The organism is Halomonas sp. GD1P12 (genome assembly GCF_025725645.1).
GTDB lineage: Bacteria > Pseudomonadota > Gammaproteobacteria > Pseudomonadales > Halomonadaceae > Vreelandella.
In genome coordinates this window covers 713,986-735,462 of record NZ_CP107007.1, presented here as the reverse complement: position 1 = coordinate 735,462, position 21,477 = coordinate 713,986, and the positions used below count along the sequence as shown (strand labels likewise).

The following is a 21,477-nucleotide window of genomic DNA, read 5'->3' as shown; positions in this document are numbered from 1 at the left end:
ACTCGAAAAGGAGCACCGCCAACCCGACGTCTGACACTTACTCGGGGCTTGGCAACAACGAACGATTAGCCTCGACCAGCTCCATCAGTACCTCGATGAATCTCTCGGCGGCAGGCGCAAGCTCTCGCCGTCGTGAGGTGAGTATACCGATGTCGCGATAAAGCCTTTCACTGATAGGAATCAGGCAAACATCATCTCGGCGAAACATCAGCTTGAGCGATGACGGCAAGGCACTAACGCCGATATTGTTGGCCACCATGCCTAGAATGGTTGACTGATACCCTGCGATTTGAACCGGCTCCATGCACTGGCCGGTTATGGCAAAGCCCTGCTCTGTTAGTCTGCGCATACTGGTTCGCGACTTCATCGCAATGAACGGCCACTCGACGATCTGATGCCAACTGACTTCCTCTTCATCGGCCAAGGGATGATTCGGCGAGCAGACGAAATAGAGGTAATCCTTGTACAGAGGATGAAAGTCGACGTCTTCCGGATTGAGGGGAGCAACACTCACACCGAAATCGACATCCCCGGCCATCACCTGTTGATAGATCGGCTCGTCACTCTCTTCCAGGTATTCGAGCCCGATGCCGGGATAGCGCTGGTGAAACGCCGCCATAGCGGCAGGAATCAAGCTGCCCCCGACGGTCAAAAGAGCGGCAAAACTGATCTGGCCCTGCTGCCCCTTCGCGAAGGCGCGCATGTTCTGCATGCCTCGCTCCAGACGCGATAACACCCGCTCCGCCACCGGCAGAAACTCCTGACCCGCCGTCGATAGACTGACGCGCCGTGTGGTGCGCTCGAACAGTTTCACACCTAATGTCTGTTCGAGCTGACGCACCAGTTGACTCAGCGACGGCTGTGATAAGTGCAACCTTTCAGCGGCCTCGGTAAAGCTGCCCAAGTCAGCCACCGCGATGATGGCCTCGAGCTGACGAGCGGTTACGTTATTCATCGGAAATCCTGATCAATCTATCTTTTATTCAAATTTATCCAATTAATACGCGAGCGTACTCTAATTGCATCTTCTTTTACTACCAAGGTTACGTTCGTGCTCAAACAAGTCATCGATCTTCATGAAATTCTCGATACCCCTAGCGCTTCCGGCGAGCGGATAAAGGAGTACCTAATAAGCTGCGGCGCAGCACCGGAGAGCATTCGAATCACTCGGGTCACATCCGATAAGGGTGCAAGCGATTTCATGCATATCACCGTAAAGGGCCATGACGGTAAACAGGCGGGTGGCGATGCGCCAACGCTTGGGGTAATCGGCCGTCTTGGCGGTATCGGTGCCCGTCCGGAGATTACAGGCTATGTATCCGATGGTGATGGCGCGCTCGCCGCACTGGCGGCTGCGGCCAAATTAATCGGCATGGCTGCTAACGGCGATCAGCTTGAAGGAGATGTCATCATCACTACTCACATCTGCCCGAACGCTCCCACTCGCGAGCATCATCCCGTCCCTTTCATGGACTCCCCCATCAGCTTCGAGGACACTTGGGAGCACGAGATCGACACGGCAATGGACGCAATCGTGTCGATCGATACCACAAAGGGTAATCGCGTCATCAACCTGCGAGGCGTGTCGATGTCACCGACCGTCAAGCAGGGCTACATTCTGCGCACCAGTGAAGACCTGATGAATGTCATGTCCCGTGTGACAGGACGGTTGCCACACATATTCGCTATTACCCAGCAGGACATCACGCCCTACGGTAACGGCCTCTATCATCTGAACAGCATTCTACAACCCGCCGTGGCTACTTCGGCCCCCGTCGTGGGCGTGGCCTTGGCCACCGAAACCGCTGTAGCCGGTTGCGCGACCGGCGCAAGTCACGAGGTAGATGTCGAACAGGCGGCACGTTTCGCCGTTGAAGTGGCCAAGGACTTCACCGCTGGTACCTGTCAATTCCATGACTCCGAAGAGTTTGCCCGTATCGTCGAGATGTATGGCGAACACACTCGTTTTCAACACGGCGGTGCCCGCGAATGAAGGAACAACGCAAGTGCTTAGGCATTATCACTATCGGCCAAGCCCCACGCACGGACCTTCATGATGACCTTTCCAAGCTGCTTGCACCGGGTATCAAAGTCATCGAGGCCGGCGCGCTGGATGGGCTGACGCTCGAGGAAATCGAACGCCATTATCCAGTAGGCGAGCAGGACCAGGTGCTGGTATCGCGCATGGCCGACGGCTGCCAGGTCACTATCGCCGAGCCCGACTTGGAGCCACTGCTGGATAGCGCGATTCGCACGATGGCGACAAAAGGTACAGACGCCATTTTGGTGCTCTGCACAGGCGAGCTTCCTGACTACTCCGACCTATCAGTTCCTGTACTTTTGCCCAAACGCTTGGTGCGCCTTGGCCTACAGGGACTCTTCCCCGAGGGCAGGCTACTGGTCATGAGTCCGGAGCCGCGTCAAATGACACCTGCGAGAACACGTTGGCAAGCAGCCGGCTTCGAGGTCGAAACGCTCTACGCCTCCCCCTACGGTGATTCCTTACTTCTCGACTTGGCCGCGGAGAAAGCAGCCGACTTGAAAGGGGACCTGCTCTATCTCGATTGCATGGGCTACACCTTGGCCCAACGTGCCCGCATCGCCCGAATCTCGGGCCATCGAACGCTGACGCCACGCCAGTTGGTTTTCAGCGCGGCAAACCTGCTGCTTGGTTAGCCAAGCGGACCACTCCATAAAAAAACGCAAGTCGAACAGGGAATACATCATGAACGATACCACGTCGGCCACGGCCGATAGCGAGGTGCCTCAAGCACCTCGCCGACATCCTCGCTTCTTTTCACCGGGCCAAATGCTGACCAACTTGGTCGTCTGCGTGCTGGGAGCGATCATCGGGCTCGAGCTGATCACGCGTGTGGGGATCACGCCCAATACCTCGATCATTGGCGCATTGATTGCCATCCTTCTGTCTTATATTCCCCTCAAGCTATTTCGTAGTTACAACTCGCTCGAGCGTCAAACGCTGGTACAGACCACCATATCCGGCGCAACCTTTTCTGCCGCCAACGGATTACTGCTGCCCCTAGCGATCCCGTTTTTGATGGGTGAGTCGCAGATGCTCATTCCAATGCTCTTCGGCGCAGCGCTTGCCGTGATCACCGATGCTTCGATTCTCTACTTCTCCTTCGATAGCAAAGTTTTCACTGCTCGTGCGGCTTGGCCACCGGGGCTTGCCACCGCTGAGGCACTGAAGGCTGCTGCCGACAAGGGTCGCAATGCGCTTTTGCTACTGGCAGGCATGGCAGGTGGCATGACCGGCAAGGCTTTCGGCATCCCCGCTGAAATGTTCGGTATCGCTTGGATCGCCAACGTGTTCGCCATGTGCGCATTGGGCTTGGGGTTGATTCTGCGTGGCTACTCCGAGCAGTTTTTCGGCTTTGACATCAGCAACGCCTACATCCCGCATGGCATCATGATCGGAGCAGGACTGGTAGCGCTGGTGCAAATCATTCTATTGATGCGACGCGACCAGCGTGACAAGCAAGCCAACGATGAGCCTTCGCAGCGCCCGACCCGTTCAGCACTTCAAATGCGCGTGGCGTTAATGAGCGGTTTCAGTGTCTACCTGATCGTGGCGCTGATACTGGCACTGGGCACCGGTGTCTATACCGGCATGTCGCCGGGCATGTTGATTGGCTGGCTAGTGTTTGCAGCGCTGGCCGCCATGGCGTCCGAACTCATTGTCGGGATTGCGGCCATGCACTCGGGCTGGTTTCCTTCCTTCGCCACCGCCCTCATTGCCTTGGTCATTGGCATGTTGATAGGTTTTCCCAGCACCGCGCTGGGTGTACTGGTGGCCTTTACCGTAGCCACTGGTCCCGCGTTTGCCGACATGGCCTACGACCTAAAAGCGGGCTGGGTGATCCGTGGAGAGGGGCACGATCAGGAGTACGAGCTTGATGGTCGTCGCCAGCAGTATTTTGCTGAACTCTTTAGCTTCGGCGTGGCGATAGTAATCGTGGCGCTGGTCTTTAGAGCCTACTTCGCCGCCGATCTGGTACCGCCAGTAGCGCGGGTTTACGTAGCCACCATCGATGCTGGCGCCAGCATGGAGGTCGCCAAACAACTGCTCATATGGGCTGTGATAGGCGGCGTCATCCAGGCAGTGGGCGGTATGTCGCGTCAAATCGGGGTGCTTCTGGCCACTGGGCTTCTGATCACTTCGCCTTTGGCCGGCATCGTGATCTACATCGCGCTAGTAATTCGCTGGCTGGTAGTGAAACGCTTCGGGACCGAAGGCGGTCATAAGCTCTACATCCTGGGCGCTGGCTTCATCACGGGCTCTGCACTCTACAGCTTCTTCTCGTCGACCTTGAAGCTAGGCTCGCGTTAATCCCTCGGACATTCTTCTCGGCACTTATTTTTAAAGGCGGCGCACAGGCGCCGCTCTTTTCATTCAGGAGGCTTATAATGTCGCGCTTACTTTTATTGAGCAGTTCCAAAGCTGGCAGCACCGGTTACCTCGAACACGCCAAACCGCTGATTGAGGACTTCCTGACTGCAGCGCCAAATGTGATAAACCGTGTGCTGTTCATTCCATTTGCAGGTGTGGGCAAGACCTTTGATATGTATCTTGAACAGGTCCGCCCTGCGTTCGAGGCATTGGGCATTACTGTAGATGGCGTTCATCGAGCACCTGATCCAATAGAGGCCGTACACCGTGCAGAGGCCATTGCGGTAGGGGGTGGCAATACATTCGCGCTGGTAAAGCGCCTTTATGAAGCTAACCTGCTCACTGCTATTCAACAATGCGTGGCTTTAGGTACCCCTTATATAGGCTGGAGCGCCGGCTCCAATATCGCAGGTCCCACGATCTGTACCACCAACGATATGCCTATTGTAGAACCACCTAGCTTCAATACTCTCGGGCTCGTGCCGTTTCAAATCAACCCGCACTTCATCTCTGGCAAACCTGCAGGACATAACGGTGAAAGTCGCGAGGAGCGGTTGACAGAATATCTGGCGCTCAATCCGAACGCTCTGGTCGTTGCCCTGCGCGAGGGTACCGCGCTGCGCCGCGAGGACGACTCGCTTCAGCTTGTAGGCGAGCTGGACGGTGTGACATTTTCGAGCGAAGGCCAGAGAGAGCTGAAAGCCAATAGTGGATTGGATCATTTGCTGATTCCGAATTGATGCTAGGCTTGCTGCTCTTTTTGATTCGGAGCTCGTCATGACCTCTTCCGACGCTAAAGCCCTTTCCGTCAGCGACCTTAACAAACGCTCGCGCCAGGCGCTCGAGCGCGACATGGGCGAGGTGTGGGTGGAAGGCGAGCTTTCGAACGTTTCCAAACCCGCCTCTGGGCATATCTATTTCACGTTGAAGGACGACCGCGCCCAGGTGCGCTGCGCGCTGTTTCGCCAGCGGGCGCGGTTCGTGGCCGCACCGATGCGCGACGGCGACCAGGTGAAGCTCAGAGGCAAGGTGTCGCTGTTCGAGCCGCGCGGCGACTACCAGCTGATCGCCGAGGCGGTGCAGGCGGCGGGGCTGGGTGAGCTGTTGGCGGCCTTCGAGCGGCTGAAAGCGCAGCTCGACGGTGAAGGCGTGTTCGTCAACGCCCGCCCCCTGCCCTACCCGCCACGCAAGCTTTTGATTCTGAGCTCGGCCAGCGGCGCGGCGATTCGCGACGTGCTGGCGGTTCTCAACGCGCGCTGGCCGCTGGCGGACGTAACGCTGATCCCCGTGCCGGTACAGGGGGCAGAGGCGGCGCCAGCGATGATTTCGGCGCTGGCGCTGCTCAACCGGCAAAAGCAGCTCGACCCGGCACGCGACGCCGTGCTGATCACCCGCGGCGGTGGGAGCCTGGAAGACCTGTGGGCGTTCAACAGCGAACACCTGGCGCGGGCGATTTTCAATTCCCGCCTGCCGGTGATGTCCGCCGTGGGCCACGAGGTGGATACGACGCTTGCCGACTTCGCCGCCGATGTGCGCGCGCCCACGCCCTCGGCGGCAGCGGAGCGGCTGGTGCCGGATGGACGGGCGCTTTTGCAGGCGCTGGGCCAAAGCGAGGCGCGCCTGACCCGCGCCGTTCGGGCCAGCCTTCAGCGTGAAAGCCAGCGGCTGGATCACCTGCGCGCCCGGCTCAAACATCCCGGCGAGCAGCTCGCCCAGCGCCGCCAGCACGTCGAAACCCTGTTCCAGCGCCTGCAGCGCGCCATGAACCATTCGCTTGGCCAGCAGCAGAGCCGTACCGCGCAGCTCGCCAAACGGCTGGCAAGCCAGGACATGACAAGGCTACACCAGGCCGAGCAGGCGCGTCTGGCCCAGCTCGACCGCCGCCTGAAAGGCGCGGTGGCGCGCACGCTGGAGGCGCGCCGCGCAAGGCTTTCGAGCGTTGCCCGCGAGCTCAACGCAGTGAGCCCGCTGGCCGTACTGGGCCGAGGCTACGCCATCGCCCAGGACAGCACCGGCCAGGTGGTGCGCCGCGCCGAGGACACCGTGCCGGGCCAAACGCTGTCGCTGCGTTTGGGAGAAGGCCGCCTGAGCGTCGAGGTCAAACGCCGCCACAAAAAATAGCGCCCGGCGGTGGCCGGGCGCTATCAGCGTGTCTTGCCTAATGTTTCATAGGAGCGCTAACGAGCGTTCACACCCCGTTTAACGCTTGGGCGGCTCGAGCGTGTCGTCGCCCTGGGTGTTGCCGGAGGGCGTGTCGGAGTCGGCCAGGCCGTGCTCTTTCTTGCTCTCGTCCTTGTCGTGGGGCGTGGGCTGCTTGCCCGGGTTGCCGCTCTGGCCCGAGGCGGCGTTATGCCCCGGCATCGCCTCGTCGGAGTAGCGCATGTGCTCGCTGTCGGTGTCGCTCGGCGTATGGCGCGTGTCGTGCTCCTGATGCTCGTTTTGATGCGAGTCTTTCTCGTGCTGGTCTTTCTGTTGCTGGTCCTTGTCGGTTTCGTTTTTCATCTTCTCGGTCCTTTCGTGAAGAGAGTGCTGCATCTTATCGGCCTGCTGGTGGCCCATCTCGGCGGCCTCGCCCATCAGGCGGTCGCGATATTCGCCCATATAAGCGTCTTCCCGCCGTGTTGAGGGTAGAAGCCCGCCGAGCGCGGCGCCAATGGCAAACCCCAGTGCCCCGGCGACCAGCGGGTGCTCCTGAATGAAGTCCGACGAGTGGCGGCCGGCGTCTCTGGCCCACTGCCCGGCGTCGTGCATGCCGTGCTGGGTGGAGCGGTACAAGCCTGAGGTCGTGTCGCGCATGTTGCCTCCCATATGGTGAGCCCGTTCGCTGATATGGTGGACGGCGTCACTGGCACTGTGGCCCATGTGGCGGGCGCCGCCGACGACGCGCTCCTTCATGCCCGAGTTCATGCCCGCGCCCTGGTCGAAACCGGTATCCGGGCGGTCGCTGTCATCGAACGCCGGCGGATGCGAAAAGGCGCTGCGCTCGGGGTGGTCAAACGGGGCGCCGCCTTCGAGACCCGCCGGGCGCGCGCCGCCCGTCAAGGCATCGGCGTACTCACCGGTAGGGCGATCCCCCCGGTTGGAGAACGGCTGCGACATCGGCGGGGGGTTCATGCGCGAATCGAAGCGCCCTTGCGGGCCGCTGTGCGGGTAGGCTTCGGAATTGGCGTAGTGGCGGTCATCGCGCTGAGCGCCGCTGCGCTGGGCGGTCAACAGCCAGCCAAGCCCTGCCCCGGTGACCAGAAACGGAACCGGGTTCTCCTTGATGGTCGTACCCAGATTAGTGAAGAACTCGTTGGCGCCGCCGTGACGAAGGTAGTCGTAGGAAGCGTTGAGCAGCCGCTGGGGTGAAAAGCGCTCCTCCAGCTCGCCAAGCGTGGAGTCGAGCCGCTCGCGGGAGTGCTGAATGTCCTTTTCGATCTCTTCGGGGGTGCGGTGATCCTTGTGATCGCTCATTTCAACGCCTCCTTGACGTTATGCTCGTGCTCCTGGGCCAGCTCCTTGTCCCGCTGTAAACTTTTTAGCGTGCGCTGCGGTGCCAAACGCTGCGCCTTGATCTTGTTGAGCCCCACGTTGAGCATGATCAACCCGATAACGGCGGTCACGACGCCGACGATGGCGGCGGAGAGCCAGGGGGTCATGTCCGGCGGCAGGATTTCGTTGAGCAGGGCGACCGCCGATGCCAGCAGCACCAGAAAGCCGGCGAAGATCACCGCGCCCGCCACGGCGATTGCGGCGATGCCGGTCAGGGCCTGATGGGTCTTTTCCGAGACCTCGGCCTTGGCGAGTTCGGCTTCGCCTCGAACCAGGTCGGTTACCTCGCGGGTCAACGTCGTTAAAAGCGAGCCAACGGACGCTCCCTGCGTCGTGCTATTGCGCTGCGTTTCCATATAAGCCTCGTTCGTACTGGCCAATCGTTGAGCGTTAAACGCGTGGAGGGTTATCGCGGTGTGCGGTAAGGGTCGCGATCGCCGGGCAGCGGGTCATCGCCGGGCCGGGGGGTAATTCTCGGCCGCGCGTCATTGGCATCAAAAGGCTCGCTCGGGTCGCGCTCGGCGCTGTTGCCGCCAGGCACAGGGCCGTCGTTATCGAAGGATGACAGGGGACGAGACGAAGGGTGCTGAGAGGTAAAGCGCGACCCGGCGGCGTTCATGTCCGTATGGCGCTCGCGGTAGTCGCCCTGACCACCGGAAGCCGAGCCGCGATTCACAGCCCCAAAGCCTTCAGCGCCATAATGGCGGGGGTCGTCTTGAGGGTTCTGGCGTCTGGCGTCGTATGCTTGCGAACCGTAGCCTTGTGAACCGTAGCCTTGTGAACCATAGCCATGAGAACCATTGCCACGAGAACCGCGCTCTTGGGAATCATGGTGCTGCGAGCTTCGCAGAAAGCGGGCGACGAGAAAGCCCGCGGCGATGGCGCCGCCAATGAAAACTGCCGGTTCGCGGCGGCTGTAGCCCTGAACGTCGTGGAAGACGCGCTTGAGATCCTTGTCGCGAAACTGGTTCGAGAAGTCGTCGGCAAGCGCTGCCGCCTTGCGTGCCTGCTGCGAGAAAAAGGGCTGGTGCTGGCTTTCGAACTCGTCTGCGGCCTGGTTCAGAACCTTCGTGAACTTGCCGGCTTGCTTGGCGACCAGCTCGCGCTGCTGCTCATAGAAGTGCTCGGCCTGGTGCTGGGCGGCGTCGCCAAGGTCGTGAGCGGTCTCTTTACCTTGGCTTTTGAGCCGTTCGGTATCGAGAGTATCGTGTTCCTGAGAGGTGTCAGCGCTTTTTGCGCCGCTGGCATCGGGGTGGGAGTACTTTCCTTGATCGCTCATTAATTGCATCCTCCATGCGTTGCATTGTTTGCAGCCGGGGTAGTGAACAAAATGAACTTTTAGCGCTGATAAACGCCATCCTTTTTATAACATGAGTTAACTACTTATTTTTAAAACTTCTTACAGACCACTTATGAACTATAGCGGGGGGTTAATAACTGTCAATTTTAAAACAACGCTTTTACAAAAAACTCCAGACACTTATTCCCAAAACCAAAAAAATATTTATATTTCAATTATTTAAAACCAATCTAAAAACTTGAAATCTCGGCCGCAAGGATTATTAAAAAACCCCTTTAACTAATGCTTTTAAAAACAAACGCGTTTTCCTGAAATACAAGTAGACCATCCTTTTTTTTAAAAAAGTGTTAAGTAAAAATCACTTAAAGCAAACCGTAAAAGTGGCCAGGTTTGGCCCTTTCGTAACGTTGGACTAAGGTAAACGATGGTGCGACCCAGGAGCGGGTCGGCCATCGCTATACACCGCGTCGAAACGGTTACAAAGGAAGGAATCAATATGAGCGAGCAGAAACAGCCCCCGCAGCATCAGGACAAACAGCCCGGCGACGAATACGCCATGCGCCCGGCGCCGGAGTACATCCGCGCAAGCTATCGCGGTTCGGAGAAGCTCAAGGACAAGGTAGCACTCATCACCGGCGGCGACAGCGGCATCGGCCGCGCCGTGGCCGTACACTTTGCCCGCGAAGGCGCCGACAGCGTGATCGTACATCTGGAAGAGGATGAGGACGCCGAAGAGACAAAGCGCCTGGTGGAAGCCGAGGGCCGGCGCTGCCTGGTGCTCAAGGGCGACGTGGCCCAGCCGGTCTTTTGCCGCGAGGTCATTCAAAAGACCCTCGATGAGTACGGCAAGCTCAACGTGCTGATCAATAACGCCGCCGAGCAGTACGACTGGGACGATATCACCGATATTCCCGACGACCAGCTTTTGCGCACTTTCCAGACCAACATCTTCAGCCACTTCTACATGATCAAGGCGGCCCTGCCGCACCTCGGCGAAGGCGATACCATCATCGAAACCTCGTCGATCAACGCCTTCAAAGGCAACGACACCCTGATCGATTACACCGCGACCAAGGGCGCCATTCAGGGGCTGATGCGCTCGATGGCCATGTCGCTGATGGAGCGCGGCATTCGGGTCAACGCCGTAGCACCAGGCCCGGTCTGGACGCCGCTGATTCCCGCCAGCATGAGTGAGGAGAAGGTCGAAAGCTTCGGCGGCCAGGTGCCGATGAAGCGCGCCGGCCAGCCCAGCGAAATGGGCCCCGCCTACGTGTATCTGGCAAGCGAAGACTCGTCCTACATGAGTGGCCAAACCCTCCACCTGAACGGCGGCGTGATTCTGAACACCTGATACGCCATGTTGAACGCACAAGGCGGCTTGCGGGCCGCCTTGTGCGTAGGTAGAGCGTAAGTAGAGCGATGACCGCGTGCGCGGCGCCAGCCGCCTTTCAGGCGCTCTGGCGCGCCACGGTATCGACCAGCACGTACTCGAACAGAATCGACTCGAACTGCTCCATGGGCGTGACCGACTTGAGCGTCTTGGCGCGCAAAATCGCCCCTTCCCAGCCGCTCAGGATGAAGCTGGCCAGCGCCTGGACGTCGGCTCGGGGGCTCACCGCGCCCTGGGCTTGAGCGGCCTGAAGGCAGGCCACGAAGTGCTGCTCCCAGCGCTGGAAGACCGTGTTCAGCGCGTCGCGAAAGACATCGCTTTGGCCCGAAAGCTCCTGGCCCAGGTTGCCGATCAAACAACCGGTTTCGTGGTTGCAGGTCTGCATGTAGTCCCGGCCGCGGGCGAAGTAGCGTTTGAGCCGCTCGAGCGGCGTCACGCTTTCATCTTCCAATAGCGCCTTCAGACCCACGGCGTAGTCGTCGGCAAAGCGCTCGATCACCGCCAGCCCGAAATCCTCCTTGCTGGAGAAGTAGTGATAGAACGAGCCCTTGGGTACCCCGCAGGAATTGAGCACGGCGTTGATGCCGGTGGCGTTGTAGCCGTGCTGAGCGATCAGCTCGGCGCCGGTATCGATCAATTTGTCGCGGGTCGAGGTGTTTTTCATATCGTCCAGGCCTGTCGGTCAAGGCAATCAATCAACGTGAAGCCGGTCTATTTATTAGGGTCGAGTCGTTAGGCGCAGGTACTTGTATCAATGCGTCACGTTGCACGCTCTTTACACATTGCTTGCCTAATCACTGCTTAACTGGAGTAGATGCTAGCATACTACGCTTATCTTCCAGCATTTTTAGCTTCCAGCCAACGGATGACGTGCGGTAATGACCCTTCTTGATAAAACGCCGGCCCGCCAGCGCGGCCGGGTGCGTTGGGGCGCCATCGCGGCGCTTTTGATTCTGGCCGGCGGCCTGGCCCTGGCCTGGTGGATCGTCACTCAACCCCCGCGTATCGAGCGCCGCCCGCCGCCGCCGGCCTCACCGCCGCTGGTCGATGTCATCAGCGTTGAGCGCCGCGTTCAGGCCCCATCACTTTCAGGCTTCGGCCGGGTAGAGGCCGAGAAATCGACCATGGTCTCGAGCCGAGTGGCCGGCGAGCTCGAACGCTTTGCCGAAGGCGTGGTGCCCGGCGAGGTCGTAGAGGAAGGCGCCCCGCTTGCCTATATCGACCGCGCGGATCTCGAGCTTGCGCTGCAGGATGCCCAGGCCCAGGTCGCCACCGCCGAAGCCGGCGTTGCGCTCGAACGCGCCGAGCAGCAGCGCGCCGAGGGTGACTACGCCCGCTTTGGCCGCGAGCTTACCGCCGAGCGCCGTGCGCTGGTGCTGCGCGAACCGCAAAAGCGCCAGGCCGAAGCTGCCCTGACCCAGGCCCGGGTGCTACGCGACCAGGCCGCCCTGAATCTGGAGCGCGCCACGCTCACCGCGCCCTGGCGGGCGATGGTCGCCGAACGCACCCTCGGCGCCGGCAGCCTGTTGAGCCAAGGCACCGAGGTGCTGAGCCTGGTCGGCGTCGAACAGTTTTGGGTGCGCGCCTCGCTTCCCGGCGACACGCTTGCCTGGCTCGAGCCCGGCGATCGCGTCACGCTCACCAGCCAAAGCTGGCCGGCGGAGGAGAGCCGCGAAGGTGAGTTGACCTCGATTCTGCCGAATCTCGAAGAGAACGGCCTGCAGGCACAGCTGCTCGTCTCCGTCGACGACCCGCTGGCACTGGACCAGAACGGGCCGGCGCTGCGCCTGGGGGATGTCGTGCGCCTTCGCTACCACACCACCGCGCGCGAGGCGTTGATCGCCCTGCCCTCCTCGGCGCTGCGCCCGGGCGACGTGGTGTGGTGGCTCGATGATGACGACAGGCTCCAGAGCTCGACGGTGACGCTTGCCTACCGCGGCGAAGAGCAGGCGCTGGTGAGCGACGGGCTCAGCCCGGGTCAGCGCGTGGTCACCGCCGGGCTTGCCCAGCCGCGCGTCGGCCAGCAGGTGCGCCCGCGCCAATCCGCGCAGACGCCGGCCCACCCGGATGAGGAGAACGCCCCATGACGCGCAAGGGCCCGCTTGCCTGGATGGTGGATCACGGTGTCGCGCCGAACCTGATGATGGCGCTGTTCATCGTCGGTGGCCTGATGGCCTCGCTTGCGATCAAGAAGGAGGTCTTTCCCGACTTTGAAAGCGAAACCGTGCAGGTCACCATCAGCTACCCCGGCGCAACGCCAGAAGATATCGAGCAGAGCCTGCTGCTACCGGTCGAGGCGGCGATCTCCAACGTCGAAGGGATCGACGAGCTGACCGCCACCGCCAACGAAAGCAGCGGCGTGGTGCAGGCCACGCTGATCGACGGCGTGGAGGTGATGCGCGTCTATCAGGAGATCCAGCAGGCGGTGAATGGGATCACTACCTTCCCCAACGCCGCCGACCCGCCGCGCTTTAGCCTGGCCGGTTTCTCCCGCGGCGTGGTGAGTTTGCAGGTGTACGGCGATGCCAGCCTTTCCGCGCTGCACGACGCCGCCGAAAACGTGCGCGCCGAGCTTCAGGCCAATAGCGGCATCTCCCGGGCGGAGCTTTCCGGCAACCGCGACCGTGAGATTCAGGTGCTGCTGGACGATGAGGCGATCGAGCGTTACGGGCTGGACCACCAGGCGCTTGCCGCGCGCATCGGCGAGGAAGCGCTGGATCTGGCCAGCGGCCAGCTCACCACTGCCGAAGGCGAGTGGCTGATCCGCTACCAGGGCCGGCGCCAGAGCGCCGCCGAGTTCGCGCGCCTGCCGATTCTGACCACCGCCCAGGGCGCACCGGTAACGCTTGGCCAGATCGCCCAGGTGCGCGAAGGCTTTGCCGAAACTGACCGCGAGGAGTTTTATAACGGCCAGCAGGGCCTCTCCGTCGAGGTTTTCCAGGTCGGCAATCAAACCCCCACCAGCGTCTCGAAGGCGGTGCAGGGTGAGCTCGAGCGCCTGCGCGCCGGGCTTCCCCCGAACATTCATCTGGACGTAGCCCGCGACAGCTCCGAGGTGTACGAGGACCGCCTGGGGCTTCTGCTCAAGAACGCCTGGATGGGCCTGGCGCTGGTGATGATTCTCATGGCGCTGTTTCTCGAGGCGCGCTTGGCGTTCTGGGTGACGCTCGGCATTCCCACCGCGTTTCTAGGCGCGATGCTGTTTCTGCCCTGGATCGGCGTGTCGCTGAACATGATGTCGATGTTCGCCTTCATCATTGCGCTCGGCATCGTCGTGGATGACGCGATCATGGTGGGCGAGAACATCTACAGCTACCGCGAAGAGGGCTATTCGCTGCGTGATGCGGCGGTCAAGGGGGGAAAGGAGATCGCGGTGCCGCTCACCTTCGCCATTCTGTCCAATATCGTGGCGTTCATGCCGCTGCTGTTTTTGCCGGGCTTTTTGGGCATGATCTTCGCCACCGTACCGGTGGTGGTGGTCACGGTCTTTCTGATCTCCTGGGCCGAGGCACTGTTCATCCTGCCCGCGCACCTGGCCCACAGCCACAAGCCGCGCAAGACGCCGGCCTGGCAGCGCCCGCTGGAGCGCCTTCGCCACGCCTTGCAAGGGGGCTTGCACGCGTTTACCTACCGCCGCTTCGAGCCGTTTTTGCAGCGCGCGCTGAATCAGCGGCTTCTGAGCGTAAGCCTGGGGGTTACGCTGCTGGTGGTAGCGCTGGCCTGGGCGATGAGCGGGCGGCTCGGCTTTTCGCTGATGCCCCGGGTCGAGTCGGACCAGGTGCGCGCTACCGTGACCCTGCCGATCGGCAGCAATATCAGCGTCAGCCGCGAACTCGGCCAGCAGTTGATCGACGCCGCCGAGACGCTCAGCGCCGAGGAGCCGACGCTTTCATTCGCCAGCACCCGCAGCCGGCTGGACGGTGAAAGTCTGGAAGTGACGCTGGATATCGCCAGCGAGAGTCTCGATCAGTGGCCGCCATCGCGCATCGCCGAGCGCTGGCGCGACGTGAGCGGCGATCTGGTCGGCGCGCAGTCGGTGCGCTTCGCCTCGGACGTGGGCGGGCCGGGCAGCGGCGCCGCGCTCAGCCTGCGCCTTTCCCACCCGGATACCCAGGTGCTGGAAGCCGCCGCCACGCGTCTGGCCGAGCAGCTCGGCGAATACGGTCTGACCGATATCGACAGCGGCCTGGGCGACGGCAAGCCACAGCTCGAAATGCGTCTTTCCGCCGAGGGTCGCGCGCTGGGCCTGACCGGCAGCGATCTGGCCCAGGCGCTACGCGGCCCGCTGCAGGGCGCCACCGCTGTCGAGCAGTTCATCGGCCGCCAGGAGGTCAGTGTCGAGGTGCGCCTGCCCGAGCAGGACCGGGCGAGTCTGAACGAGCTCTACCGCCTGCCGGTGCGCACCGCCGATGGCTTGAGCGTTTCGCTGTCGCGGGCGGCCGATATCACCCTGAGCCAGGCCTCGAGCAGCCTGACGCGTATCGACGGGCGACGCATCATCACCGTGACCGCCGACTCCGACAACGACCAGACGATCAACCAAATGCTCGCCACGCTGCAGGAGGACGTGTTCCCTACGCTGACCAACACCTGGCCGGGGCTCGAAGTGGCCCTCGGCGGGCGCCAGCAGGACACCGCCGACAACCTCGCCACGCTCAGAACCGCCATGTGGCTGATGCTCGCCGCGCTCTATGCCTTGCTCGCCATTCCATTTAGAAGCTACCTGCAGCCGCTATTGGTGCTGGCCGCCATTCCTTTTGGCCTGGTCGGCGCGGTGGCGGGCCATATGGTCATGGGCTTTGGGCTCTCGATCATCAGCCTGCTGGGAATGCTGGCGCTCTCCGGGGTGGTCATCAACGATGCGCTGGTGCTGATCGACTACGCCAATCGCAAGCGCCGCGAGGGTATGGCGGCGCGCGAAGCGATCGTCGCCGCGGCCACTCGGCGCCTTCGCCCGATCATGATGACCACGCTCACCACCTTTTTGGGGCTGGCGCCGATGATTCTGGAAACCTCGCGTCAGGCACGCTTCATGATCCCCATGGCCATCTCGCTGGGCTTCGGGATGATCTTCGCCACCGCCATTCTGCTCATTCTGGTGCCCTGCCTGTACCTGGGGCTTGAAAACCTGCGCGAGCGCCTGAGCGCCCCGCCGCAGCCAACCCCACAACCCGACCAAAGCGGTGGCGTATCATGACCCGGCTTCAAACGCTGTCACGCTGGCGTCCGTCGCGTCTTGGGTGGCGCCTGTTCGCGGTGATTCTGAGTGTCAACGTGGCGATCGCCGCCAGCACCTTTCTGGCGGTCTCCTACAGCATCGACCGGGGCTTCATCGAGTATCTGACCCAGGCTCAGGAGCGCCGGGCGACCCTACTGGCCGACGGCCTGGTGACCCGCTGGAACGGCCAGCGAAACTGGGCGTGGCTCGAGCGCTCCCCGGACCGCTGGCCTCGCGTGGTGCGCTTCGAGCTCGGCCGCGGGCGCGAGGAGCGCGCCTCTCCTTTGGGCGAAGCGCGAGACTTCGCGCTGCGTGACGCCGAGGGCCGCTTCGTGGTGCGCCCTCGCCCGCTGGGCGAGCCCAGCGACTGGCACTGGCTAACGCTTTACAGCGAAAGCGCCAGCGGCGGCGAGCGCGTGAGTATCGGCGAGCTGGGCTTTCGCTCGCCCCAGCAGGTCATGGAGCGCATGGAGAGCCGTTTTCTGGAGCGCCAGCAGCGCAACCTCATCGTTATCGTCCTGTCGTTGGTGGTCGCCTCGCTGCTGCTGGCCGGCGGGCTCTCCTGGTGGCTCGGCGGGCGCACCCGGGCGCTGGCCGGCGCCACGCGCCGGCTCACCGAAGGCGACTACCACATCCGCCTGCGCGCGCGCGGGCGCGACGAGCTCTCGCGGCTGGCCCAGGACTTCAATCTGCTGGCCGAAACGCTGGAGGCGAGCCGCAACGCCCGGGCGCGCTGGGTATCGGACACCGCCCACGAGCTTCGAACGCCGCTGGCCGTGCTGCGCGGCGAGATCGAGGCGATGCAGGACGGCGTGCGAGCGCTCGACCAGGAGAATCTGGGGTCGCTCGCCCAGGAGGTCGATCAGCTCGAGCGGCTGGTGGCGGATCTTCGCCTGCTATCGCAAAGCGACGCCGGCGCGCTCGATATTCAGCTGTCGCCGATGGATCTCAGCGACAGCCTGTTGGGCCGGCTCTCGGATGCCGACCGCTGGCTGGCGGACAGCGGCCTTGCGCTTTCCACCGAGATCGCCCCGAACGTCATGGTGCTGGGCGACCCGCAGCGTCTGCGCCAGCTCTGGAGCAACCTGTTGGATAACAGCTGCGCCTACACCGTGGCCCCGGGCACGCTCGACGTTCGCTTGACCGTCGAGGCCCACCAGGCCGTGGTGATATGGCAAGATAGCGCCCCGGGCGTGCCGGAAAGCGAGCTTTCACGGCTGACCGAACGGCTCTACCGGGTCGAGGGCTCGCGCAGTCGCGCAAGCGGCGGCAGCGGCCTGGGGCTTTCGATTGCAAGCGCGCTGGCCGGCGCCCACGGCGCGACGCTCACCGCCAGCACCTCGCCCCTGGGCGGGCTTTGCTGGACGCTGCGCTTCCCGCTTCTGTCTTCGCGTTAGCGTTACATTAGCTTCACGCTGGATTTTCACTCTGGAGCCTCGAGTGCCCATGTCATCGACCGATTCGTACCCCGCCAACGCCTCACTTCTGATCGTCGAGGATGAGCCGAAGATCGCGCGCCTGATGGCCGACTACCTGACCGGCCACCACTTCGCGCCGACGCTGATCGAGCACGGCGACGACGTGCTTGCCTGGCTCGACGCGAATACGCCGGCGCTGGTACTGCTGGATTTGATGCTGCCGGGCATGGATGGCACCACGCTCTGCCGCGAGATCCGCCAGCGCTGGCCGGCGCTGCCCATCATCATGGTGACGGCCAAGGTCGAAGAGGTGGACCGTCTGGTGGGGCTCGAGATGGGCGCCGACGACTATATCTGCAAGCCGTTCAGCCCGCGGGAAGTGGTGGCCCGGGTCAAGGCGGTGCTGCGCAGAAGCCGCGCCGCCGAAAGCGCCCCCATTGAGGCCACCGCCCCAATCGCGCCGGTCACCCTGGACGATGAAGGCTGGATGGCACTTGCCAAGGGCCAGGACCTGGGCCTCACCGCGGTGGAGTTTCAGCTTTTGCGCGTGATGATGCACGCCCCCGGGCGGATCTTTAGCCGCGAGCAGCTGATGGATCACATGTACCGCGACAACCGCATCGTGTCCGAGCGCACCGTGGATAGCCACATCAAGAAGCTGCGCAAAAAGATCACCGAAGCGCTGCCCGAGCAGGAGATCATCCGCTCGGTGTATGGCGTGGGTTACAAGTATCAGCCTGAAGGCTGAGTGTCGGGGCCATTATCCACCTTGCGATTCACTTCTCGATTGAGAAACGCGATCGCTGCATCAACAGCCCCGCCGCGCAGTAGAAAAGCCGCAATGTGCCCACGCCCGTGCTGCAGGTAGAGCTCGGCGGGTGTGCCCTGGGCGCGCAGCGCCTCATAAAAGTCCCGGGCGTGATCCACCGGCACTAGCCGGTCGCGATTGCCGTGGAAAAGGAAAAACGGCGGCGCCTTTGGCGTGAGCTGGCGAATCGGCGAGGCCTGCACGTAGGCGTCGTACACCTCGTCGCGGGTACCGCCGAGCAGGCCGATCACAAGCTCCCCGTCATCGAATTTCAACAGATCGCTCGGCAGCCCCCCGACCGCCGCGGCGCGAAGTCTGGTGTGCTCGCCGCCATACGGCTCGGCCAGCGGCCCCGTTTGGCTTGCCAGCGCCAGAAGGCTCACCAGGTGGGCGCCGGAGGAGTAGCCCACGCCGACGATGCGGTCGGTATCGACCCCCAGGCGCTCGGCGTTATCGTGAATCCAGCGCATCGCCTGCTGCAGATCATGAAGCTGGGCGGGAAAACGGTAGCGCGGCGCAAAGCGATACTCGACGTTGACCGTCACATAGCCCTGCCCCGCCAGCTGGCGGGTGATTTTCTCCATATCGGCGGGGCTTCGCCCGCGCCAGCCGCCACCATGCACGATCAGCGCCGCCGGGCGCAGGCCCGCTTTTGGGGTGTCGGGCAGGCGCACGCGGGCGGTGAGCGACTCGGGCCAGTTTGCCGGGGTATAACGCTGCGGGGTGAGCGACGTCGAGCGCGCCGAGGGCGAACGCGGGGTTGGGGAGGTAGCCGCTTGGGCGATGGCGGTTTCGCCGCTGGTGGCGAGGTGGGTCGCGCCGCAGCCGCCGAGCAGTAGCGCCAAACTTCCTGCGCCTAGCGAGCGGCGAATCACACGAAACGCGTGCATCGATAACTCCTTTTATCCGGATGCTTAGCCTATGAGAAGGTCACGGTGTTTGCACACTTTGTGCAACGACTTTACACCGGGCCGCGTGATACTGCAGGTGTCACCTTCGACAGCATCGCATCAAGGAGAGAAACCATGACGCTATCACTTCGCAAACTCTTTGCCCCGGCTCTGTTGGCCGCCGCTCTGGTACCCGTCGCGATGACCGCTCAGGCGCACCCGCACGACAGCCAAGGCCAGGACCGCGAGCAGATGCGCGAGCGCATGCAGGAGCAGCGCCAGGAAGTCTACCAGCGCGCCGAGATCGATGAAGAGAAGCAGCAACAGCTCAACGAAGCCAACAGCGAATTTTTCGAGGCGATGAAGGCGCTGCACGACGAGCATCAGGCGCGCATCGACGAGATTCTGACCGACGAGGAGCACCAGGCGCTGCGCGAGGCCATGCGCGACGTACGCCAGGAGCATCGCAGCGAGCGCGGCGGCGAGCGTGGGCGTCACCACGGCGAACAGGGCGACGAAGCGACTACTGCGACGGACGAGACCCAGACCGAGCAGTAAACGCCTCATCGATAGGTTGGGTTCCAAAGACACCGCCCGGCTCATACCGGGCGGTGTCTTTTTATGCCCTTAGCGCATGGAGGTAGCCCGCTGTCATCAAGGCCATTGGGCGAGGCCGTTGTGTAATACATTAGGGCGGCGTAATTTATCCGGGTTCGCCATTGATCCCGAGGCTTTGCCATGTCCCGCGCTCCCCGTCGCTTCCAGGCCCAACTTCCGCTTCCCGGCCGCGCCCTGCTGAACACCTGGCGCGAAGGCTACACGCCTGGCAAGCTCAAGCGGGACGTGCTGGCGGGGCTCACCGTAGGCGTGGTCGCGGTGCCGCTGTCGATGGCGCTGGCGATCGCCATCGGGGTGGCGCCGCAGCATGGGCTCTACACGGCGATCGTAGCCGGGGCCATCATCGCGCTGACGGGCGGCTCACGCTTCAATATTTCAGGCCCTACCGCGGCGTTCGTGGTCATTCTCTTTCCTATCGTGGCCGAGTACGGGTTGGGCGGGCTGCTCGTCGCCACGCTCATGGCCGGTTTGATTCTGATGGCGCTGGGGCTCGCCCGGCTGGGGAGTCTGATCCAGTACGTGCCCTACCCGGTCATTCTCGGCTTTACCGCGGGTATCGGGGTGGTCATTGCGCTGCTGCAGGTGCCCGGCTTTCTTGGCTTGAGCGATATCGCGCTTGGCAGCAGTACGCTTAATAACCTGGTGGTGATCGGCCGCGCGCTTCCCGAGCTTTCGCCGCCGGATCTATGCATAGGGGCGGCCACGCTTGCCACCTTGATTGCCTGGCCGCGCCTGAAAACGCCAATCCCCGCCCCCCTGGTGGGCCTGAGCGTTGGCACGCTGGTGGCGCTTATGCTTGCCTGGGGCGGCATTGAGGTGGCGACCATTGCCTCGCGCTTTAGCTGGGAGGCCGATGGCGTGGCGGGTAGCGGCATTCCTCCTTTCGCGCCCAGCTTTGCCTTGCCCTGGCAGCTTCCCGGCGCCAACGATGATCCGCTGACCGTCGACTTCGCGCTGATCCAGGCGCTGCTCGGCCCGGCCCTGGCAATCGCGCTGCTGGCAGCCATCGAGTCGCTTTTGTGCGCCGTGGTGGCCGACGGCCTGACCCGCACCCGTCACGACTCCAACGCCGAGCTGATCGGTCAGGGGCTGGGTAACGTGATCGCGCCGTTCTTTGGCGGCATGACCGCTACCGCCGCACTTGCCCGTACCGCGACCAATATCAAAAGCGGCGCCTGTTCGCCGGTGGCCGCGCTCGTTCATTCGCTGGTCGTGCTGCTGGCAGTGGTCGCGCTGGCCGGCGCCATGGGCTACGTGCCGATGGCGGCGCTCGCCGCACTTTTGTTCATCATCGCCTGGAACATGAGCGAGGCGCGCCACTTCGTGCACACGTTGAAAAGTGCGCCGGGCAGCGACGTGGCGGTGCTGGTCATCTGCTTTTTGCTCACCGTGGTGTTCGACATGGTGATCGCGGTGGCCGTGGGCATGGGCCTGGCCGCCGCGCTGTTCATCCGGCGAATGGCAAAGCTCACCCACACTCGCCGTCTGGAGGCGCCGGAGCCCGCAGCCGCCTTCCCGGACGGCGTCGCCCACTACCGGGTCAGCGGGCCGCTCTTTTTCGGCGCCGCCGAAAAGGCAATGGCGACGCTTCGCGTGATCGACCGCGACGTGCGCATCGTGGTGCTGGAGATGCAGGAGGTGCCGAGTTTGGACGCTTCCGCGCTGGTCGCCATCGACACGCTGCGCCGGGAGCTTGCCGAGCGTGGCGTCGGCATTATCGTGGTCGGTCTGGCGCCGCGCATGGTGTTAAAGCTCAAGCGCACCGGCATCCGCCGCCAAACGGGCCGGTTCGCCGTGGTCCGCCAGCTCGAACAGGCCAAGCGGCTGGCGCGGCGCTGGCTGGAGTTCCGGTCTGAAAAACCGGCATGAAAAACCCGGCCAGTGGCCGGG

Annotated in this window: 18 protein-coding genes; 12 read left to right on the top strand and 6 right to left on the bottom strand. The window is 62.6% G+C overall.

Annotated features, from left to right (window positions below; translation table 11 throughout):
* Positions 1 to 37: 37 nt before the first annotated feature.
* A complete protein-coding gene (locus tag OCT39_RS03460) occupies positions 38 to 955 on the bottom strand; it encodes a LysR family transcriptional regulator (RefSeq protein WP_263586301.1) in 918 nt (305 codons plus the stop codon).
* 96 nt (positions 956 to 1,051) lie between these two features.
* Here OCT39_RS03460 and OCT39_RS03455 point away from each other — a divergent pair, with 96 nt between their 5' ends.
* The 5 genes from OCT39_RS03455 (at position 1,052) to xseA (ending at position 6,532) form a co-directional block, all read left to right on the top strand.
* Complete coding sequence (locus tag OCT39_RS03455) at positions 1,052 to 1,993, top strand: DUF1177 domain-containing protein (RefSeq protein ID WP_263586300.1); 942 nt, start codon at positions 1,052 to 1,054, stop codon at positions 1,991 to 1,993.
* Positions 1,990 to 2,676, top strand: coding sequence for an AroM family protein (locus OCT39_RS03450; protein ID WP_263586299.1), 687 nt, complete (start codon positions 1,990 to 1,992; stop codon positions 2,674 to 2,676). Before OCT39_RS03455 ends, OCT39_RS03450 begins: the two co-directional genes overlap by 4 nt.
* 49 nt (positions 2,677 to 2,725) lie before the next feature.
* Complete coding sequence (locus OCT39_RS03445) at positions 2,726 to 4,351, top strand: OPT/YSL family transporter (RefSeq protein WP_263586298.1); 1,626 nt, start codon at positions 2,726 to 2,728, stop codon at positions 4,349 to 4,351.
* Positions 4,352 to 4,428: 77 nt separating this feature from the next.
* Entirely contained in the window at positions 4,429 to 5,151 is a 723-nt protein-coding gene (pepE, locus tag OCT39_RS03440; protein WP_263586297.1) for a dipeptidase PepE, read from the top strand.
* 37 nt (positions 5,152 to 5,188) lie between these two features.
* Positions 5,189 to 6,532: an exodeoxyribonuclease VII large subunit gene (gene xseA / locus OCT39_RS03435; protein ID WP_263586296.1), complete on the top strand. Its 1,344-nt coding sequence runs from the start codon at positions 5,189 to 5,191 to the stop codon at positions 6,530 to 6,532.
* A 78-nt stretch (positions 6,533 to 6,610) separates the two neighbouring features.
* On the opposite strand, the gene OCT39_RS03430 is transcribed toward xseA, so the two are convergent.
* Genes OCT39_RS03430 through OCT39_RS03420 form a run of 3 tightly spaced genes read right to left on the bottom strand, consistent with a single transcriptional unit; the run spans position 6,611 to position 9,224 of the window.
* A complete protein-coding gene (locus tag OCT39_RS03430) occupies positions 6,611 to 7,867 on the bottom strand; it encodes a DUF3618 domain-containing protein (protein ID WP_263586295.1) in 1,257 nt (418 codons plus the stop codon).
* Positions 7,864 to 8,301, bottom strand: a complete 438-nt coding sequence (locus OCT39_RS03425) for a phage holin family protein (protein ID WP_263586294.1) — start codon at positions 8,299 to 8,301, stop codon at positions 7,864 to 7,866. The genes OCT39_RS03430 and OCT39_RS03425 overlap by 4 nt, the downstream gene beginning before the upstream one ends.
* Before the next feature lie 50 nt (positions 8,302 to 8,351).
* Positions 8,352 to 9,224 carry a hypothetical protein gene (locus OCT39_RS03420; protein WP_263586293.1) on the bottom strand — a complete coding sequence of 291 codons (873 nt, stop codon included), beginning with the start codon at positions 9,222 to 9,224 and terminating at the stop codon, positions 8,352 to 8,354.
* Between the two features lie 517 nt (positions 9,225 to 9,741).
* Here OCT39_RS03420 and OCT39_RS03415 point away from each other — a divergent pair.
* Positions 9,742 to 10,596 (top strand): SDR family oxidoreductase, encoded by an 855-nt coding sequence (locus OCT39_RS03415; protein WP_263586292.1) that lies wholly within the window; start codon positions 9,742 to 9,744, stop codon positions 10,594 to 10,596.
* Positions 10,597 to 10,693: 97 nt separating this feature from the next.
* On the opposite strand, the gene OCT39_RS03410 is transcribed toward OCT39_RS03415, so the two are convergent.
* On the bottom strand, positions 10,694 to 11,299 hold the full coding sequence (locus OCT39_RS03410) for a TetR/AcrR family transcriptional regulator (RefSeq protein ID WP_263586291.1): 606 nt from the start codon (positions 11,297 to 11,299) through the stop codon (positions 10,694 to 10,696).
* Between the two features lie 214 nt (positions 11,300 to 11,513).
* Between OCT39_RS03410 and OCT39_RS03405 the strand changes: the two genes are divergently transcribed.
* The 4 genes from OCT39_RS03405 to OCT39_RS03390 are packed head-to-tail and all read left to right on the top strand — an operon-like array spanning position 11,514 to position 18,019.
* Positions 11,514 to 12,722, top strand: a complete 1,209-nt coding sequence (locus OCT39_RS03405) for an efflux RND transporter periplasmic adaptor subunit (protein ID WP_263586290.1) — start codon at positions 11,514 to 11,516, stop codon at positions 12,720 to 12,722.
* Positions 12,719 to 15,832 carry an efflux RND transporter permease subunit gene (locus OCT39_RS03400; protein ID WP_263586289.1) on the top strand — a complete coding sequence of 1,038 codons (3,114 nt, stop codon included), beginning with the start codon at positions 12,719 to 12,721 and terminating at the stop codon, positions 15,830 to 15,832. Before OCT39_RS03405 ends, OCT39_RS03400 begins: the two co-directional genes overlap by 4 nt.
* Complete coding sequence (locus OCT39_RS03395) at positions 15,829 to 17,250, top strand: ATP-binding protein (protein ID WP_263586288.1); 1,422 nt, start codon at positions 15,829 to 15,831, stop codon at positions 17,248 to 17,250. The genes OCT39_RS03400 and OCT39_RS03395 overlap by 4 nt, the downstream gene beginning before the upstream one ends.
* Before the next feature lie 49 nt (positions 17,251 to 17,299).
* The gene (locus OCT39_RS03390) at positions 17,300 to 18,019 is read left to right on the top strand and encodes a response regulator (protein ID WP_263586287.1); all 720 of its coding nucleotides are present in this window, start codon (positions 17,300 to 17,302) and stop codon (positions 18,017 to 18,019) included.
* On the opposite strand, the gene OCT39_RS03385 is transcribed toward OCT39_RS03390, so the two are convergent.
* Positions 18,004 to 18,969, bottom strand: coding sequence for an alpha/beta hydrolase (locus tag OCT39_RS03385; RefSeq protein ID WP_263586286.1), 966 nt, complete (start codon positions 18,967 to 18,969; stop codon positions 18,004 to 18,006). The genes OCT39_RS03390 and OCT39_RS03385 overlap by 16 nt on opposite strands.
* A 135-nt stretch (positions 18,970 to 19,104) precedes the next feature.
* Here OCT39_RS03385 and OCT39_RS03380 point away from each other — a divergent pair, with 135 nt between their 5' ends.
* Both OCT39_RS03380 and dauA read left to right on the top strand, forming a co-directional pair.
* Complete coding sequence (locus OCT39_RS03380) at positions 19,105 to 19,527, top strand: hypothetical protein (protein ID WP_263586285.1); 423 nt, start codon at positions 19,105 to 19,107, stop codon at positions 19,525 to 19,527.
* A gap of 180 nt (positions 19,528 to 19,707) precedes the next feature.
* Positions 19,708 to 21,456 carry a C4-dicarboxylic acid transporter DauA gene (gene dauA, locus OCT39_RS03375; RefSeq protein WP_263586284.1) on the top strand — a complete coding sequence of 583 codons (1,749 nt, stop codon included), beginning with the start codon at positions 19,708 to 19,710 and terminating at the stop codon, positions 21,454 to 21,456.
* The last annotated feature ends 21 nt before the right edge of the window (positions 21,457 to 21,477 follow it).

Bases quoted from the DNA above. Each gene is read 5' to 3' on its own strand.
- OCT39_RS03415 (WP_263586292.1), top strand. From the start codon at position 9,742: ATGAGCGAGCAGAAACAGCCCCCGCAGCATCAGGACAAACAGCCCGGC.
- OCT39_RS03380 (WP_263586285.1), top strand. From the start codon at position 19,105: ATGACGCTATCACTTCGCAAACTCTTTGCCCCGGCTCTGTTGGCCGCC.
- OCT39_RS03450 (WP_263586299.1), top strand. From the start codon at position 1,990: ATGAAGGAACAACGCAAGTGCTTAGGCATTATCACTATCGGCCAAGCC.
- OCT39_RS03405 (WP_263586290.1), top strand. From the start codon at position 11,514: ATGACCCTTCTTGATAAAACGCCGGCCCGCCAGCGCGGCCGGGTGCGT.
- OCT39_RS03410 (WP_263586291.1), bottom strand. From the start codon at position 11,299: ATGAAAAACACCTCGACCCGCGACAAATTGATCGATACCGGCGCCGAG.
- OCT39_RS03395 (WP_263586288.1), top strand. From the start codon at position 15,829: ATGACCCGGCTTCAAACGCTGTCACGCTGGCGTCCGTCGCGTCTTGGG.
- OCT39_RS03425 (WP_263586294.1), bottom strand. From the start codon at position 8,301: ATGGAAACGCAGCGCAATAGCACGACGCAGGGAGCGTCCGTTGGCTCG.
- OCT39_RS03390 (WP_263586287.1), top strand. From the start codon at position 17,300: ATGTCATCGACCGATTCGTACCCCGCCAACGCCTCACTTCTGATCGTC.
- OCT39_RS03420 (WP_263586293.1), bottom strand. From the start codon at position 9,224: ATGAGCGATCAAGGAAAGTACTCCCACCCCGATGCCAGCGGCGCAAAA.
- xseA (WP_263586296.1), top strand. From the start codon at position 5,189: ATGACCTCTTCCGACGCTAAAGCCCTTTCCGTCAGCGACCTTAACAAA.
- OCT39_RS03400 (WP_263586289.1), top strand. From the start codon at position 12,719: ATGACGCGCAAGGGCCCGCTTGCCTGGATGGTGGATCACGGTGTCGCG.
- OCT39_RS03445 (WP_263586298.1), top strand. From the start codon at position 2,726: ATGAACGATACCACGTCGGCCACGGCCGATAGCGAGGTGCCTCAAGCA.
- OCT39_RS03460 (WP_263586301.1), bottom strand. From the start codon at position 955: ATGAATAACGTAACCGCTCGTCAGCTCGAGGCCATCATCGCGGTGGCT.
- OCT39_RS03385 (WP_263586286.1), bottom strand. From the start codon at position 18,969: ATGCACGCGTTTCGTGTGATTCGCCGCTCGCTAGGCGCAGGAAGTTTG.
- pepE (WP_263586297.1), top strand. From the start codon at position 4,429: ATGTCGCGCTTACTTTTATTGAGCAGTTCCAAAGCTGGCAGCACCGGT.
- dauA (WP_263586284.1), top strand. From the start codon at position 19,708: ATGTCCCGCGCTCCCCGTCGCTTCCAGGCCCAACTTCCGCTTCCCGGC.
- OCT39_RS03430 (WP_263586295.1), bottom strand. From the start codon at position 7,867: ATGAGCGATCACAAGGATCACCGCACCCCCGAAGAGATCGAAAAGGAC.